The following is a 15,913-nucleotide window of genomic DNA, read 5'->3' as shown; positions in this document are numbered from 1 at the left end:
CACTATATGGAAGATATGCTGCTATAGAGTAGTTGTACCAGCGTGAAGCAGATATGCATTAGTTACATTATACGGTAATTGAGGGGTATTTTTATAACTTATGAAAAAACAGATGATATTTTAACAGATGTAATAAGGTTTATATTTCTCACTTATTCTTAATAGAGTGTATATGTATTTGATTTTATATCTTAACGTCTCTGTTCCTTAAAAATATAAGAGTGAATGTAACGGAATTATAAAATATATTTTATAATAGTTCATGCGTAGGATATCCGACTCTATGAGAGAATACCCCAAAATATTCTAAAATTTTCGTCTGATGTTTAATAGGTTGGCATGTCAGCCATATTACAACCCTTTTGAGAAGTGATTTATATGAGGAAATGTTTCATTATTAGATGGCTTATGGTCGCAATGGCTTTGCTGATGAAGGGAAGTGTTGTTGCGTGTGCCGCATCTCTGAATGTACAGGCATCGGCGCCGCTCCCTGTGCGCGTGGTTGTTGTAACGACATTTGAACTCGGTCATGATTCTGGGGACTTGCCCGGAGAATTCCAAAATTGGGTTGAAAAATTGCCGTTATCGGAAGGCTTTCCTGCGCCGGGAATGGCGCATGAGGTATTGCGGTATAATCCTAACCTTCACGTATTAGGTGTGGTGAGTGGGGAGGGGCCGACCCACATGGCAGAGGCTATGACGGCGCTGAGTTTAGATCCTCGTTTTGATTTGCATCATGCCTATTTTGTATTGGCGGGCATTGCTGGCATTGATCCACGAGCAGGCACAGTTGCGACAGCAGCATGGGCTGAGCATGTCGTTAATGGTGGTATTGCCCATTTGATTGATGCGCGTGAGATCCCATCATCATGGTCAGATGGTTTTACGCCTGTACAGGGAAGTACCCCCGATGAGCGGCCACGCCCTCCCATACATTCGATCGCAGGGGATATGCTGTTTACGTTGAAACCGTCTCTTGTGCAGTGGGCTTACCGGCTGACACAAAATGTGATTTTGCCGGATAATCAAAAGCTTATAATGATGCGTCAGCCTTATAAAAACTTTCCTCATGCCTTAGACAGAGCGCATGTTATCATGGGCGATACTCTTTCCACTGAAATTTTCTGGGTTGGAGCCCGTATGAATGATTGGGCTGAGCGTTGGGTGCGTTACTGGACCGATGGTCAGGGGCGTATGGCGACGACGGCTGAAGAGGATGTTGCATTATGCCAAGCACTAACGCTGCAGGGGAAATCAGGACGGGTTGATCCTCAGCGTATTCTCATTTTACGAACGGCCAGTAATTTTGACATGCCTCCACCAGGGCGCCAGCCGGCGAGTATGCTGGTGGATGAAGAACATGAGGAAAATTTTGCAGGCCTGTATGCCTCAACCGATTCTGCCTATCGGGTAGCAAGCCCTGTTGTCAAAGAGCTTGCCACGCATTGGGGATATTATGAGACGCATGTCCCTTAGAATGTGGAGCTGATGAGGTCTGTTTTACGGTAGTGAAGCAAGATCAATCGGGTGTGTAATGTGGCCTTGGGAACTCGTCCTCGCTCCAGTCTCCTAATGACCATTGATGGCGTAGAGATCGGGCAAGCTGTTCTAGGGTTCCCGCTACGATCGCAGCGCGTATTTGGCGCATAAGACGTTGATAATAGGCCAAGTTATGTAATGTAAGGAGCATAGGGCCCAGCATTTCATTGGCGCGGAAAAGATGGTGAAGATAAGCACGTGAATAACGTCCAGCCAGTGGGCTATCATCTTCTGGGGAGATAGGGCGTGTATCTTCTGCGAAACGCGCATTACGGAGGTTCATCGTGCCGCGCTCGGTATAGGCGCGGGCCGTACGCCCAGCCCGAGATGGCATGACACAATCGAACATGTCACAGCCACGCATAACAGCACCGAGGAGGTCATCAGGTGTTCCAACTCCCATAAGGTAACGCGGCTGATCTTCAGGCAGGATAGGCGTTGTATAGTCCAAGGTAGAGAACATTAGTTCTTGTCCTTCACCAACAGCGAGGCCGCCGATGGCATATCCTTCGAACCCGATTGAGCGGAGCGCCTTTACGGAAGCTTCTCGCAACTCTGGCTCTGTCCCGCCTTGTACAATGCCGAATTGGCCATAGCCTGGGCGGGCTGCAAAAGCCTCGCGAGAACGTGCGGCCCAACGCATGGAGCGTTCCATAGAGTCTTTAAGAACATCCTTAGTGGCAGGGAGTGCTGGACATTCATCAAAAGCCATTGTGATGGTTGCGTCGAGCTTGAATTGAATGTCTGTCGAGCTTTCTGGCGTAAGGCGGTGCTTGCTTCCATCAATGTGGGAACGAAATGTAACGCCGTCTTCATCCAATTTCCGTAATGGCCCAAGGGACATGACCTGGAACCCACCTGAGTCTGTCAGAATAGGTCCAGGCCAATCCATCATACGGTGCAATCCGCCTAAACGTTGTACACGTTCTGCTGTGGGGCGGAGCATGAGATGATAGGTGTTGCCAAGTATGATTCCTGCGCCGATTGCTCGAAGCGAGTCCGTTGTCACTCCTTTGACGGTTCCCACAGTTCCAACAGGCATAAAGGTGGGGGTGGGAATACGACCGTGACGGGTAAATAACCAACCAGCACGCGCCTGCCCACATTGCGCATCGCGTTGCCAATACATTTGCTCAGAAGGCGTAAAGTCAGGACGGATTGTGTCGTCAGTGGAGATGATCATGGGAGGCGCTCCAAAAGGCAGGCATCACCGTAGGAATAGAACCGCATGCCATCAGCAATGGCGCGTTGATAGGCTGCTTGCATGGTTGTTGTTCCACTGAAGGCACATACCAACATGAAGAGTGTGGACCGTGGAAGGTGGAAGTTGGTCATCAAGGCGTCAACGAGACGGAAACGATAGCCAGGTTTAATGAAAATTGAGGTCTCACCTGACCATGGGCGTAATTGGCCATCGTCGGATGTTGCACTTTCTAGAAGGCGTAATGTGGTTGTACCAACAGCAACAATACGACCACCTCGTGCTTTTGTATCATTAATAGCGCGGACTGTATCGTCATCAATATGACCCCATTCCGCGTGCATTTTATGTTCAGTAATGCTTGAGCGGACGGGGAGAAATGTTCCAGCACCGACATGGAGGGTGAGCGTGCGCTGCTGAATTCCGCGCCGTGCTAGGGCGTCTAAAAGGTCATCCGTAAAATGAAGTCCAGCCGTGGGAGCCGCAACTGCGCCACGATAGCGCGAAAAAATGGTGCGATAGTCCGATGTATCAGCTTCTGTTGGCCCTTGGGGGCGCGCGATATAGGGTGGAAGGGCGAGAGCGCCCTTACGCTCTAAAAACGTATCAAACGCGTCACCTTCTACAGAAAAATGAAGCGTAACAGCGCCATCGCCTTCATTTGTGAGGATGGTTGCTGTGACAGGATCATCCCCAAAGTGGAGGAGATCGCCGGTCTTTAGCCTGCGTGCATTACGTGCCAAGGCATGCCATTGTCCTTCCGGCAAAATGCGATCCAAGGTGATGCCGATTTTCGCTTCGCCGCGTTGAGCCTCTAATTTGGCACGGATAACTTCCGTGTTATTGGCTACTAAAAGATCTCCTTCGCGGAGGAGATCTGGCAGGTGGTGCACGCGATGAGTATCGAGATGAGGCGCAGCATCTAACTGAGGCGTTACGTGAAGCAAACGAGCTCTATCCCGGGGGCGTGCAGGTTCGGTAGCAATGAGTGTGCGGGGGAGATCAAAATCAAAAGAGGCAAGATCATCAGTCATGACGTTGCCTCTCTAAGCTGATGAGAAGGGATCATCAACCCTTCTCATCATTTAAAATGGTACACGAATTAATTACTGCTTACGTTTCTATTGCGTGCTACCTGATTTGACAGGGCATCAATCAGAGTTTGAACTTGTCCACCATGGCGTGAGAGGAACGCTGTGTAGTCGCTCCGCTGCGTCATGCGCATGCTCGCACCTTCCCCATAAAGGTCAACAACCTTCGGTGGGTTCCCACTGACGACAGTCGTTAAAATGATGCTAGGTTGTCTTGGTCGCTCGACGGACACAGTCACTTTTGTTCCGGCAGGGGAAGGCACTTCACCAAGTATCTTGAGAGAGACCTGCTGATAGCTCCCCATTCTTACCGTAACAGCGTAGAGCAACACATCTTCGAACAAAGTAAGGTAACGCGTACGCTGTGCTGGTGTGGCAACCCGCCAATAACGTCCCAAGACATAGCGTCCAATGCCTTGGATATCTACATTCTTGCGTAAAAGAGGGAGTATCTCCTCACGTTTTTGAGAAACAGGTTCACTAGAATTAAGGACGTGAGCCAAATCTCCGCCAAAGGACGATACAAAATCAGTCGCAGGGCTAGCAGAAGCTAGGCCTGGGAGGAGTGTGAGCAGGCAAGCAGCCCCCAGCATGGTGCGGCGTGTAAAGCGGCGGAGCATCATAGAGGAGTCCTCCCGGTTATTAGGAGTTGTCATAAGGAACGAATCTAAATGGTTTAATACCAATCAGGTACGGTAGCACGATTATCAGCTTTAAGGGCGTCAATCTGGGACTGACGATTTTGCTGCCAAGCACTGCGCAGGAAAGCATAGGGGTCAAGACTCTCATGTTCCAACTGATCTAACTGATCAGTCTCGTCAGCAAACTGGTTGAAGGTTCCAAGAATATTGTAGCCCCAGTTAAAACTAATCAAGCCGTAACCGCGTGGTGCATAGTTGATGGGCGTCAACCCCTGACTAATAATGTAGCCGGCAGCGTCACGGAAACTCGTCGGGCCGGAGAAGGGGATGAAAAGATAGGGGCCACTTTTTACACCCCACATCCCTAGCACCATACCTGGGTCAGTTTCATGTTGTGGGTAGCCAGCCAAGCTCGCGACATCAAAGAAGCCTGCAACGCCGGCTGTCATGTTGATGAGGTACCGCATGAAGGCATCCCCAGCGCGTCGTGGTTTGCCTGCACCAACGTCCGAGAAGAAAACAGAAGGTTCCCGCCACGTTTCATTCAGGTTAGCGATAGAGTGGCGTATGGGCCGCGGGATATTATTTTTCCAGAACCGTCCAACTGGACGTAATGCCTTATGATAGGCCCACATATTCACGCTAAACATTTTACGATTTAACGGTTCATAAGGGTCGTTAGCGGCTTTATAGTCTGCGAGAGCTTCAGGGTCTTTAGGAGGGGGATTCCGAAGAGAGCCACATGCACTGACACTGAGGAGAGCTAAACAACCGGCTAAGGCGCGAACTGTGTTAGTTCTTCCCATTTTACGCTGCGTTGTGCTACGTCTGCACGCCATATTGCTGCCGCTCCTGTCCTGATAAGAACTTACAAATACCTTCATCGTCAACGTTTTTTCCTCGACAACAAGCTGAGACGAAAGTCGCTATGCCCTGATGCATGAAGAATTAACCAAAGACACTATCATCCTATAAGCCGGCGGTGACCGCGCTATGGCCTGACTATATGGCATATTGTTATCTACCGCGCATCCCCTTTTTCTACGTAAATCATTGCAGGGATGATAATTAATATCTGAGGATTGCATTTTTGCATCGTTTGGGTGCCAGTATTCCAGTCATGGCGTTTTCGGCGGCTTTATTTTAGGTGATCAAACAGCAGGTATCGTTTGGTGATCGTGGCTGTCAGCATGGAGGCGGCATGGATTGAATAATGGACGGGAGAGGAATTATGCCTCGTTTTTTTAGTAATCGTATTTGGCTGTTATCGTTTTCTGCCCTAGCCTGCGGGGGCATGATGAGTGGTGGCGCCAATGCTCGTCCTCGGGTCCAAGTGGCCAGTGTAGCGCATCTACCTAATGGGAAAGTGGTTAAAGCGGTTACATTGAGCAACGACCATGGATTGAAAATACGTATTTTGAGTTATGGAGGGATTCTTCAGTCTGTCGAGATTCCCGATCGCCATGGTAAAATTGCGAACGTAGCGCTCGGGTTCTCAACGCTGGATGGTTACGTTGCCCACAATGATGATCCTCATTTTGGAGCTATTTTGGGGCGTTATGCGAATAGATTGGCAAACGGAACCTTCACTCTTGAGGGTAAAACGTACCATACACCTATAAATAATCCTCCCAATACTTTGCATGGTGGTTTTGATAGTTTTGATCGAAAACTATGGACAATCGTAGGCACAGGAAGTGACCAATCAGGGGCTTATGTAAAGTTGAAGTTAGTCAGTCCAGATGGAGATCAAGGATTTCCTGGAAATTTGACGACGACAGTGACCTACATGCTGAGTGCGGATGACAGTCTAAGCTTGAACTTTAAAGCAAAGACGGATGCACCGACTGTTGTGAATTTATCAACCCATAATTACTGGAACCTGAACGGCGAAGGGTCCGGAACGATTGAACCTGAGATCTTGCAGGTTTTTTCAGATCGTTATGTACCGACGGATGCGAATTCAATTCCCTTGGGAACGTTAGCGTCGGTTGATAATACACCTTTCGATTTCCGGACGCCTCATAGTATTGCAGAGCGCTTGCGGAGTCGTGACCCACAGATGGTTGCACCACGTGGTTATGATAAGTGCTGGGTGCTTAATGTGCCGCCGAGCAAGACACTGTATCTAGCGGCTCGCGTGAGTGACCCACGTTCTGGTCGTGTCATGGAAATTTCGACAAATCAACCAGGTCTACAGGTTTACACCAGTAATTCTATTGATGGCCGATATGTTGGACCATCAGGGCACGCTTATCGCCAAGGTGATGCGCTTGCGTTCGAGCCGGAGCATTATCCAGATAGCCCTAACCATCCCGATTTCCCAAGCACAGAGTTAAAGCCTGGGGAAGTATACGATTATACAACAGTGTTCCATTTCGCTCATGATTAAAGGCATAGATCTTCCTGTTGTGTTCAGAAATTAGACACTAAAAACGGCTATTTTCCAAGGGGTAACGCATTCTGTTCACACTTATCCCTTGGTTGCACACAGGGTGATGCCCGGAGCTATCCCCTAAATTGGGGATAACTTTCCTGTGGTGTGTCATCCTTTTCCCTTTGCTTGATAGTAAAGGTTTTTAGGGATCACATGTCGATAAAAGAAATTTTTAGGGTGAGGCAGGAGCAAGACTGTTTTTTGCTACTGTGGATAAGATATTGAGCATTTTCCGGTGGTTTGACATGTTCTAAAAGTGAACAAGAGAAGTTATTCACATCTTCCCCAAGAACATGCACAAGGTGGTGCCCCGACTTGTCCTCTTTTTTGGGGATAACTGTTTGAAGCGTAATTAGAGTGAGAATTTATTGAGCGTTTGATTTGATGATACGTGCGGGATTTCCAACCGCCGTCGCGCGAGAGGGAATATCTTCTAAAACAACGGACGCTGCACCAATGCGGGCATAGGCACCAATTTCTAAACGTCCAAGAATTTTTGCTCCAGCACCAATGAGGCATCCTCGGCGGATAATGGGGTGTCGCTGGCCGTGTTCTGTTCCTCTACCGCCAAGGGTTACGTTTTGGAAAAGGGACACATCGTCCTCCACAATGGTCGTTTCACCAATGACAATTCCAGTGCCATGGTCAATGCTCATTCTTTTCCCGAGTTTAGCCGCAGGGTGGATATCAATGCCGAAACGTTCATTAACACGGCTTTGGAAATGATAGGCTAGGGGATGGCGGCCTTGTAACCATAAGTGATGAGCAATGCGGTAGGCTTGTAGGGCTTGCCATCCCTTAAAAAAGAGAAAAGGCGTCGCCCAGTCTGGGCATGCGGGGTCTCGTTCTTGTGTGGCTAAAATATCAAAGGCTGCTGCCGTGACGATATTGGGGTCTTCTTTTACACAGGTGAGTACGAGATCTGTGAGGACAGGTTCTGCCATTGCGCGATCAGTTAATTTTGCGCCGAGCAGCGATGCGAGTGCGGATGAGAAGTCCGCATGGTCACAGATATTTACGGCGAAAAGGTCGCGAATAAGAGCATCGGAACAACCACAGGCTTGAGACTGTACGATTGTCCAAAATTCATTCAAATTTAGTGTATCGTCAGAGGATAAATATGAAAAATTATCGTGCATGGTTCTTTAGAGGCCCATTGCTTTCTGAACAAAATACCGTCGTAAATGCGGCATACGCTGCAGAGCTTTTAACCCTAAGCGACGTGAAGCCGATAGAAGCAGATTTTGATTGCTGAATAACCGTTCCATCACGTCACAGCCAGCGAGCATAAGCAAGTTTCCAGGACGTGTGTGACGCTGATATTTTTCCAAAAAGGCCGTATCGCCAAAATCATCCCCTTGCAAGAAAGCTTCTTTCAAGAGGGAGGAAAGAGTGCGCACATCACGGAAACCGAGATTCATCCCTTGGCCAGCGACTGGATGTAGGCCATGTGCTGCATCGCCAATGAGCAGTAAACGCGTTGCGATATAACGATGGGCGTATTGTGAAGCGAGGGGATAGGTCCAACGCTTGCCTATAGGCGTAAGTGTCCCAAGATTCTCTTGTCCCAGGCGATGACGCACGTGGCGAGCAAAGGCATTATCAGGGAGATGAGAAAAATGATGAATACGTTCTGCTGTATCTGTCCATACGATGGCAGAGCGGTGAGGATGTTGTGTCGTGGCTGGGAGAGGAAGGCGAGCAAAAGGACCTTGAGGAAGAAAATTTTCTAATGCAGCTCCGTCATGGGGGTGTTCATGGGCGAGAACAGCGACAAGTGCATGTTTGTGATAGGGAATGCGCGTAAGGCCGATCTTTACCTGTTGGCGGAGGGTAGAGCCGCGACCATCTGCGGCGATGACGAGCTTAGCTCTGACTCTTTCCCCCGATGTGAGTGCGATGGAGGCATGATGAGGAGAGAAAGTGAACTTTCCTGTCTCAGGAGCTCGGACATCAAGAGTTTCGTAATGGGAGATAGTCCGCCCAATAGAGGCGAGCAAATTAGGCGCTTCAACCATCCACCCGAAATGACGATTCTCTGGAGCATCATCTGGGGTAAAAGTCAGGCCATTTGTGACGCTCAAGGGAGACACCGCAGGGTAACGGCCCTGCCCATCAAGAACATGGATATGCTGGATTGGCTGAGGGGGGGCAGGAAGATGCGCCCAGATACCAGCTTCTTCCAGGAGTGGCCGTACGCCCTCAGCCAGAGCATAAGCCCGTCCATCAAGCGCAGGTTGAAGCGTGGTTGTAAAAGCATGGCGCTCAAGTAGGAGTATCCTCATACCGCTTTGTGCGAGCAGGCAGGCGAGAGTGCTGCCTATTGGGCCTCCACCATTGATGCAAATATCGTATTCTTCTGCCATGACGCTTCCCTTTTTAAGCTTCCCTTACCTAACGGGTGCAACCGCGAAAAGAAAGACTTTGCAGATCGTTCTGGAAGTGGCACGATATTTTAAGAAATAAGATTAAAGGGTTTCCTAAGGCTGCTCGGGGAGGGTTTTTGTCAGAAGTTAAAAAAACGATGTGTCTGGGGTGAACGAGAGGAGTGTAAGGCTTTGAAACTTGTAACGGCGATTATTAAGCCATTTAAACTTGATGATGTTCGAGAGGCGCTGGGCGATGTTGGCGTCCAAGGGCTGACCATTACAGAAGTGCGTGGTTTTGGACGGCAAAAAGGGCAAACGGAAATTTATCGTGGCGCAGAATACAATATTAGTTTTGTGGCAAAAATTAAAGTAGAGGCTGCTGTGCCTGCTGCGCGTGTCCCAGACGTCATTGAAGCGATTTCTCAGGCTGCTCGAACGGGGCGGATTGGGGATGGAAAAATCGTGGTGACAAGTTTGGAGCAAGTCATCCGTATTCGTACGGGGGAAAGTGGCGAAGGGGCGTTGTAATGCGGGCTATTGATACAGGCGATACAGCATGGATGCTGGTTAGTACAGCATTAGTGTTGCTTATGACCATTCCGGGACTGGCTTTGTTTTACGCGGGGATGGTTCGTCGTAAGAATGTTTTGTCAACACTCGCCCAATCTTTTGGGATTTGTTGCATTGCCTCCATAGTGTGGATGGTGTTGGGTTATAGCCTCGCTTTTTCAACGGGAAATGCATGGATTGGTGATTTTTCCCGTTTTTTCTTGAAGGGAATTGCTGATCATTTTCAGAAGGGAAGTGATGGAGCCTTTACGTTGGGGGCGGGATCGTCCACGCCTACAGCGATGACGATCCCTGAGAGCGTCTATCTTATGTATCAGATGACGTTTGCGATTATTACTCCCGCGTTGATTACAGGGGCTTTTGCAGAGCGTATTAAGTTTTCTGCCCTTTGCCTTTTTACAATCCTTTGGTCTCTTTTAGTTTATGCTCCCGTTGCGCATTGGGTATGGAGCCCGCTGGGATGGGTTGCTGGTTTAGGAGCCGTCGATTTTGCTGGTGGCACGGTTGTGCATATCAATTCCGGTGTTGCTGGGCTTGTATGTGCTATCATGCTGGGCCGCAGGCGTGGTCTAGGCCGCGAAGATATGTCACCGCATAATTTAGCCTACGCGATTATTGGGGCCTCATTGCTCTGGGTTGGTTGGTTTGGGTTTAATGCTGGGTCTGCCGTTGGGGCAAATGGTCGTGCAGGGATGGCTATGCTGACGACGCAGGTTGCGGCTGCTGGAGGAGGTGTCTCCTGGATGCTCGTTGAGTGGTGGCGTGCCGGTAAGCCAACAGCGTTGGGCATTGTTTCTGGTGCTGTAGCAGGGCTTGTTGCTGTGACACCAGCTGCTGGTTTTGTTCTTCCTGGTGGGGCATTGCTCATTGGTTTGATTGCTGGGACTGTATGCTTTGTCAGTGTAACCATCCTCAAAAATCGTTTGGGATATGATGACAGTCTGGACGCTTTTGGCGTGCATGGCATGGGGGGGATTGTTGGGGCCTTATTGACGGGTGTTTTGGCTTACGGTCCGCTTTCCGCGACTGCTGATAATCCCGTTGGGGTTGTGGGTAGTCTGGCTCAGTTAGGGCATCAGGCCGTAGCTGTTGGTGTGACGATTGTATGGTCCGTTATTGTAACCGCGCTGATTGTGAAAATACTGGATGTAACGATCGGTATGCGTGTAAATGACGAAGACGAACTGGAGGGTCTCGATATGACCCAACATGGAGAACGTCTTAATTAAGCCATGTTGAGAGGCATTCTTTAGGGAATGATGACAATGAACCAGAAAGTTAAGGGTGTTATGTTGAAACCAACAAAATTTTTCTTGGCCGTCGCGATGGCTTCTGTGATGGGTGGAACGATTGCACATGCTGCTCCAGCTGCGGGGGGGATGTCTGCTTCTGAGTGTCGCAAGGCTTTCCAGCAGGCGAAGAAAGACGGCACGCTGAATGGCCAGAAATATGCAGCGTTCAAGAGTGCTCAGTGCTCCAGCGATAAGACACAAGATGCAGAGAAAAAGACGGTAGCGGCACCAGCCACACCATCGCAGGCTTCTGCTGATAAAGCTCCCGTTGCAGCGCCCGCAGCGCGTGGTGATGTTGTGTTCCCCACGCAGGTATCATCAGAATATTCCACGTTATCGCCAGGAAAGGCACGGATGAAAACATGCCTAGCGCAGTATAACGCGAATAAAGCGAATGGTGGTAATGGTAGTCTAAAGTGGATTCAGAAGGGTGGTGGTTATTATTCAGAGTGCAATGCACGCCTGAAAAAATAATCGACTGAACGTTAGATGATTATGAAAAGCCCCAGCATTAAGCTGGGGTTTTTCATATATAACGATGACGCGTCAAACAGCTCCGGCCCAGTGCCACCAATTATGAGATTGCGTGGTATGAGAGAGTGTTTTTTGTGCGGCTAAGGCGTCATCTGGTGTCTCAAATAATGCAAAGCATGTCGCTCCAGAGCCGCTCATGCGTGCAAATCGCGCGTTGGGAAGAGTTTCAAGAAGGTCGAGCACGGTTTGAATAATGGGTTCTTGGACGATTGCGTGAGGTTGCAGATCATTTGCTGTTTCACGGAGGAAAGATATCAAGGCATGCAATGAATTCCATCCTTCCTTAGGAAAGGAGAGAGTGGAACGTTCTTGGAGGCCCGTTGTTTGTGCTAGCCGTTTAAAAATACTGGGTGTTGAGACAGAAACCCCTGGGTTAACTAGTAACATGCCCATGTTAGGGAGCGGGGGAGCTGGCGTCAGAATATCGCCAATGCCTTCCATGCGTTTAGGGCGTTGTTTTAAGCATACCGGCACATCGGCGCCGAGTTGTGGAGCTTGTTGTATGGCGATCTCGAAGGGTATTTGCCAGTAACGGCATAATAAACGAAGAGCACAGGCAGCGTCTGCTGAACCTCCACCAATTCCAGACGCAACGGGTAGTTCTTTTGTGAGTTGGAAATGAACGGGTAACAGAGAGGAAGCGTTTTGTCCTTCTCGGATGGCAGCTTCATGTAAAAGGCGTGCTGCCTGCGTGATTAAGTTATCTTTGTTAGACTGTAATCCTGCTGCGAAGCGTCCATCAATAGACAGTGTGGCAATGTCGGAATCGACTGGGTGTGTTCTTTTAAGGCTTAAATGATCAGCGGCTCCAGCAAATACAGCAAGACTATCCAGGAGGTGATAACCATCATCTCGTCGTCCTGTCACATGGAGGAAAAGATTGATTTTAGCATGTGCTTCATCATGAAGTAGCGGCATTGAAACTTCCCTCGTGAAAGGAGAAAATGAATGAACGAGATGGTGTTATGAAGCGTGCGAGGATAGGTTGATTAGGCCGACAAAGGAAGAGCGTGCCCTGTGAGGGAGAAGCGTATCATGAGGATAAGTTAGTCCTTAATCGATCATCTGTTGTGTTCGCCTTGCTATTTGTTGTGATCGCGCGTGGTAATCTTGTTTTAGGGACATAATAGCGATAGTGGTTAGGGCGCGAGGAAAGTGGGGCCTGTGTTTGCATCAATGACAAAAGCTGAAGTGATTGCCGCTTTGCAATTGCAGCAGGAATGGGGCATTGATGCCATTGTTGATGATGTATGCTGGAATCCCCTAGCGTCATTCTCTCAGAGGTTAGAGAAACCATTATCTGCACCAGAGGTGCCAACGCAGCACACATCTCCAGATGTATCAGAGAAAGATCTTTTAAAGGCAAAAGATCTTAATGAACTGATCCAGAAAAGTGAACGACTCAAAAATATTACATTAGCCAGAACGGCTATGAATCGTTTGAATCCTGTTTATGTGCAGGAGGCCCCGTTTGTCCTGGTTGGAGAAGTTCCTGACGCGGATGAGGATCGCTCGGGCGTATTATTTTCTGGGCAGTCAGGGGAGTTGTTAGAAAAAATTCTCGCTTCTATTGGCCTTCGACGAGAAGAGTTATCAATGGTACCTGCCATCCCATGGCGCCCCCCAGGTGGTCGGAAGGTGGCAGCGCGTGAGCTGGATGTGTGTCAGCCTATCTTGCATCGGTCTCTCACCTTAGCAATGCCTCAACGGATTGTGACAATGGGGATAACGCCGGTGCAGCTTTTGTTGGGAGAGGCTGTTTCTTTCAATCAAGCCAGGGGAAAATGGACAGAGATCTTTTTGCCGGGGCTGTCGGGTCCTGTGTCATTACTACCGCTTTTTCATCCTTTGAAGCTTGTGGGAGGTGAAACGACGCGTCGAAAATTTTGGCAGGATCTTTTGGTGTTAGCTGAAACTTTGGACGATAATATTCCAGTTCGCCATGGGTAATTGGGATGTGTTTTTGGGATAGTAAAAAGGTCTCCTTTCTCTAAAAACTTGACCTTATGCTTTGAAGAGGGTTACCCCTTCACGTATTATGCGAAGGATACTATTGCGGGTGTCTGTTGCATCACTGCATGCTGTTATGGCGAGTGCAGTCATGATGACGGGCGCCTCATTCCGCTCGGCGCAGGGGCAGGGTGTGGTTATACCGCCCCAAACGCCATATATTCCTGGTGATGATCTAACCGGTTCTGGCTCTTCTTTTCCCATTGTTCAGAGTGAGGTGGTGTTTCCGCGGCCGCTTTCTGGACGGGCGATGGAGCAGTACCGTTTAGCATTTCGCCTTATTCGTGAAGGTCGTCTTACACAAGCAGAGCGCGTTACCGCTTCAGTGACGGATCGCGTGTTAATGCCGGATCTCCTGGCAGAACGTTATATACACTTGTCGAACCACGCTTCGATTGCTGCGTTAAAGGCTTGGTTAAAATCTTATCCGCAGTCTCCTGATGTTGCTGCGATCTCTATGCTTTTGCAGCGTTTAACGCCTGGTTCATCGCCCACTGGAATATCTCATCAGAATCTTGCGTTAAATAACATGGACGTGGTTCTGAAGGGAGACAGTTCATCGCCATTGGACGATGATCCAGAGCGGAACGCTGAGTTAGACCATACGGTGCAAGAAAGAGCCTCGCGCGGTGTTCGTGGTGCGGACAGCGCTTTAAATTTAGTGAATACGACGCCTGGGATGACGCCGGTCTATGCGGGTCGGCTTTATGGTGATGTGGCCCTCGACTTATTGAGTCAGGGAGCTATATCCCCCGCGCTTCGGATTGGGACTGATGGCTTTGAGAAAAGTGGTCATAAAGTCGGAGGTCCGGCTTTTGTTGGTGGATTAGCCGCTTGGCATGAAGGGCAGCTCGATAAGGCCTATTCTCTTTTTGAGGCCGCCGCAAATGCCCCTCTCACAGAAGATGATCAGCAAGCAGCAGCGGCTTTCTGGGCAGCGCGTGTAGAAGGACAGCGTCATGATACACCGTCTTATGTCGCATGGTTGCGGCGAGCTGCGGCACATGCAGAAAGTTTTTATGGGTTACTTGCAGCACAGCTGCTTGAAAGAGGTCGGCACGCAACGCATTCCATCTCGAGAGTTATTCCTGTTGTTGAAACGCATGGGGTTCGACCTGCGCTGAGTAAAGTGGATACGAGCACTGTCCTGAGTTTGGATGAAGGGCGTCATTTTTTTGCGTTAGTGCAAGTAGGTGAGCAGGGACGCGCTGAAATATTGGCTCGTCGCATGTGGGCGACAACCTTATCAAATCCGATTAAGGCACGTTCTCTTCAAATGGTTGTGCAAGAAGCGGGGATGGATGCGTTAGCTGAACAAATGGGGCGCGCTTTAAAACAAACAGGCCGTCAAGATTTCAAGGAAAGTGTGACACCGCTTCCAGCACTGAAACCGCGTCATGGATTTCGTTTAAATCCGGCTCTTGTCTATGCCGTAGCGCGTATGGAATCCAATTTTGATGCTGGCGCTTCTTCCGCTGCTGGGGCCTACGGCATGATGCAAATTATGCCGAAAACAGCGAGTTTTGTGACAGCACAGCATATTGACTTAGATTCTAATGGTATCGCTGTGATTCCTGTCCCCCCAGATATGGTGGATCGTTTAAAAGAGGCGGGATATAATCTGGATGTTGGCCAATTATATTTGAAATATCTTGCTGAGGCTGTTGCTAAAACCACAGGGGAAGAGGGGACGACAGGCGGTGATCTGTTGCGTGTTTTGGCATCGTATAACGCAGGGCCACAGGCAATAGTCCGTTGGGAAGGACAGCAAAAAGAGCGCCCAAGAGATCCGCTATATTATATGGAATCCTTACCTAACAGTGAGACACGTCAGTATGTGCATAATGTATTGCTGACGTCATGGCTGTATGGCTCTCGTATGGATGTCGACTCCCCCTCGCTGGCTGCTTTGTCGGAAGGGCGTTGGCCTACTTTTCAAGAAGAAGAGCTGGGGCAAGATTCGCCTAGCTAGGGGCTGGTCAAAACTATAAATTATAAATTTTTCTTTCGTAAAAGAGAATTTCCTATGAGGGGATAAAACCTTAAAGGGCCCTTTTATGAGGGCTTTTCCACAATATTTCCACAGTTCCCCCAGGAGATATGAGAGTTTCTCTGGGGGGGTAGGAAAGAACAACATGCGTGACACGCTTGCCCGTGCCGCTGATTTTCCGGTAAACAAGGGCCTGCGATACCCTCCGAATTGTTTAGGGGGGGTGTGCGGATGACAAT

At 49.1% G+C, this 15,913-nt stretch carries 14 protein-coding genes; 7 read left to right on the top strand and 7 right to left on the bottom strand.

The genetic code is table 11. The features are described from left to right. Window positions 1–408: 408 nt before the first annotated feature. The gene (locus GS501_RS07570; protein WP_237442469.1) at window positions 409–1,476 is read left to right on the top strand and encodes a purine nucleoside permease; all 1,068 of its coding nucleotides are present in this window, start codon (window positions 409–411) and stop codon (window positions 1,474–1,476) included. 43 nt (window positions 1,477–1,519) lie between these two features. Here the strand turns inward: GS501_RS07570 and tgt are convergent, their stop codons facing one another. The 4 genes from tgt to GS501_RS07550 all read right to left on the bottom strand — a co-directional run bounded on the left by tgt (window position 1,520) and on the right by GS501_RS07550 (window position 5,311). Further along, window positions 1,520–2,668 (bottom strand): tRNA guanosine(34) transglycosylase Tgt, encoded by a 1,149-nt coding sequence (gene tgt, locus GS501_RS07565; protein WP_160831450.1) that lies wholly within the window; start codon window positions 2,666–2,668, stop codon window positions 1,520–1,522. A 50-nt stretch (window positions 2,669–2,718) separates the two neighbouring features. After that, window positions 2,719–3,774 (bottom strand): tRNA preQ1(34) S-adenosylmethionine ribosyltransferase-isomerase QueA, encoded by a 1,056-nt coding sequence (gene queA / locus GS501_RS07560; protein ID WP_160831260.1) that lies wholly within the window; start codon window positions 3,772–3,774, stop codon window positions 2,719–2,721. A 68-nt stretch (window positions 3,775–3,842) separates the two neighbouring features. Continuing rightward, entirely contained in the window at window positions 3,843–4,454 is a 612-nt protein-coding gene (locus GS501_RS07555) for a phospholipid-binding protein MlaC (protein WP_237442468.1), read from the bottom strand. Window positions 4,455–4,507: 53 nt separating this feature from the next. Next, the gene (locus GS501_RS07550; protein WP_160831259.1) at window positions 4,508–5,311 is read right to left on the bottom strand and encodes a VacJ family lipoprotein; all 804 of its coding nucleotides are present in this window, start codon (window positions 5,309–5,311) and stop codon (window positions 4,508–4,510) included. A 392-nt stretch (window positions 5,312–5,703) separates the two neighbouring features. On the opposite strand from GS501_RS07550, the gene GS501_RS07545 reads away from it, so the two are divergent. Continuing rightward, the gene (locus GS501_RS07545; RefSeq protein ID WP_160831258.1) at window positions 5,704–6,864 is read left to right on the top strand and encodes an aldose epimerase family protein; all 1,161 of its coding nucleotides are present in this window, start codon (window positions 5,704–5,706) and stop codon (window positions 6,862–6,864) included. Window positions 6,865–7,274: 410 nt separating this feature from the next. Here the strand turns inward: GS501_RS07545 and cysE are convergent, their stop codons facing one another. Both cysE and GS501_RS07535 read right to left on the bottom strand, forming a co-directional pair. Further along, on the bottom strand, window positions 7,275–8,048 hold the full coding sequence (gene cysE, locus GS501_RS07540) for a serine O-acetyltransferase (protein WP_160831257.1): 774 nt from the start codon (window positions 8,046–8,048) through the stop codon (window positions 7,275–7,277). A 6-nt stretch (window positions 8,049–8,054) separates the two neighbouring features. Continuing rightward, window positions 8,055–9,275, bottom strand: a complete 1,221-nt coding sequence (locus GS501_RS07535) for an FAD-dependent monooxygenase (protein ID WP_160831256.1) — start codon at window positions 9,273–9,275, stop codon at window positions 8,055–8,057. Between the two features lie 192 nt (window positions 9,276–9,467). Between GS501_RS07535 and GS501_RS07530 the strand changes: the two genes are divergently transcribed. Genes GS501_RS07530 through GS501_RS07520 form a run of 3 tightly spaced genes read left to right on the top strand, consistent with a single transcriptional unit; the run spans window position 9,468 to window position 11,614 of the window. After that, window positions 9,468–9,806, top strand: a complete 339-nt coding sequence (locus tag GS501_RS07530) for a P-II family nitrogen regulator (protein ID WP_160831255.1) — start codon at window positions 9,468–9,470, stop codon at window positions 9,804–9,806. Beyond that, entirely contained in the window at window positions 9,806–11,077 is a 1,272-nt protein-coding gene (locus tag GS501_RS07525) for an ammonium transporter (RefSeq protein ID WP_160831254.1), read from the top strand. Before GS501_RS07530 ends, GS501_RS07525 begins: the two co-directional genes overlap by 1 nt. 36 nt (window positions 11,078–11,113) lie before the next feature. Beyond that, window positions 11,114–11,614 (top strand): hypothetical protein, encoded by a 501-nt coding sequence (locus GS501_RS07520; protein WP_370517968.1) that lies wholly within the window; start codon window positions 11,114–11,116, stop codon window positions 11,612–11,614. Between the two features lie 72 nt (window positions 11,615–11,686). Here GS501_RS07520 and GS501_RS07515 read toward each other — a convergent pair whose 3' ends face one another. After that, window positions 11,687–12,592 (bottom strand): 4-(cytidine 5'-diphospho)-2-C-methyl-D-erythritol kinase, encoded by a 906-nt coding sequence (locus GS501_RS07515; RefSeq protein ID WP_160831253.1) that lies wholly within the window; start codon window positions 12,590–12,592, stop codon window positions 11,687–11,689. Between the two features lie 246 nt (window positions 12,593–12,838). Here GS501_RS07515 and GS501_RS07510 point away from each other — a divergent pair, with 246 nt between their 5' ends. After that, window positions 12,839–13,624, top strand: a complete 786-nt coding sequence (locus GS501_RS07510; RefSeq protein ID WP_370517967.1) for a uracil-DNA glycosylase family protein — start codon at window positions 12,839–12,841, stop codon at window positions 13,622–13,624. A 109-nt stretch (window positions 13,625–13,733) separates the two neighbouring features. Continuing rightward, window positions 13,734–15,656, top strand: a complete 1,923-nt coding sequence (locus GS501_RS10140; RefSeq protein ID WP_160831251.1) for a transglycosylase SLT domain-containing protein — start codon at window positions 13,734–13,736, stop codon at window positions 15,654–15,656. The last annotated feature ends 257 nt before the right edge of the window (window positions 15,657–15,913 follow it).

The organism is Saccharibacter sp. 17.LH.SD (assembly GCF_009834805.1).
Classification (GTDB): Bacteria; Pseudomonadota; Alphaproteobacteria; order Acetobacterales; family Acetobacteraceae; genus Saccharibacter.
Note: the sequence above shows the minus strand (reverse complement) of the source record. Positions and strands in the feature narration are given on the sequence as shown.

What these genes read in the sequence shown, in the direction of transcription:
- GS501_RS07570 (WP_237442469.1), top strand. Translation starts at nt 409, where the DNA reads ATGGTCGCAATGGCTTTGCTGATGAAGGGAAGTGTTGTTGCGTGTGCC.
- GS501_RS07550 (WP_160831259.1), bottom strand. Translation starts at nt 5,311, where the DNA reads ATGGCGTGCAGACGTAGCACAACGCAGCGTAAAATGGGAAGAACTAAC.
- GS501_RS07555 (WP_237442468.1), bottom strand. Translation starts at nt 4,454, where the DNA reads ATGATGCTCCGCCGCTTTACACGCCGCACCATGCTGGGGGCTGCTTGC.
- GS501_RS07525 (WP_160831254.1), top strand. Translation starts at nt 9,806, where the DNA reads ATGCGGGCTATTGATACAGGCGATACAGCATGGATGCTGGTTAGTACA.
- queA (WP_160831260.1), bottom strand. Translation starts at nt 3,774, where the DNA reads ATGACTGATGATCTTGCCTCTTTTGATTTTGATCTCCCCCGCACACTC.
- cysE (WP_160831257.1), bottom strand. Translation starts at nt 8,048, where the DNA reads ATGCACGATAATTTTTCATATTTATCCTCTGACGATACACTAAATTTG.
- GS501_RS07535 (WP_160831256.1), bottom strand. Translation starts at nt 9,275, where the DNA reads ATGGCAGAAGAATACGATATTTGCATCAATGGTGGAGGCCCAATAGGC.
- GS501_RS07545 (WP_160831258.1), top strand. Translation starts at nt 5,704, where the DNA reads ATGCCTCGTTTTTTTAGTAATCGTATTTGGCTGTTATCGTTTTCTGCC.
- GS501_RS07520 (WP_370517968.1), top strand. Translation starts at nt 11,114, where the DNA reads ATGAACCAGAAAGTTAAGGGTGTTATGTTGAAACCAACAAAATTTTTC.
- GS501_RS07515 (WP_160831253.1), bottom strand. Translation starts at nt 12,592, where the DNA reads ATGCCGCTACTTCATGATGAAGCACATGCTAAAATCAATCTTTTCCTC.
- tgt (WP_160831450.1), bottom strand. Translation starts at nt 2,668, where the DNA reads ATGTATTGGCAACGCGATGCGCAATGTGGGCAGGCGCGTGCTGGTTGG.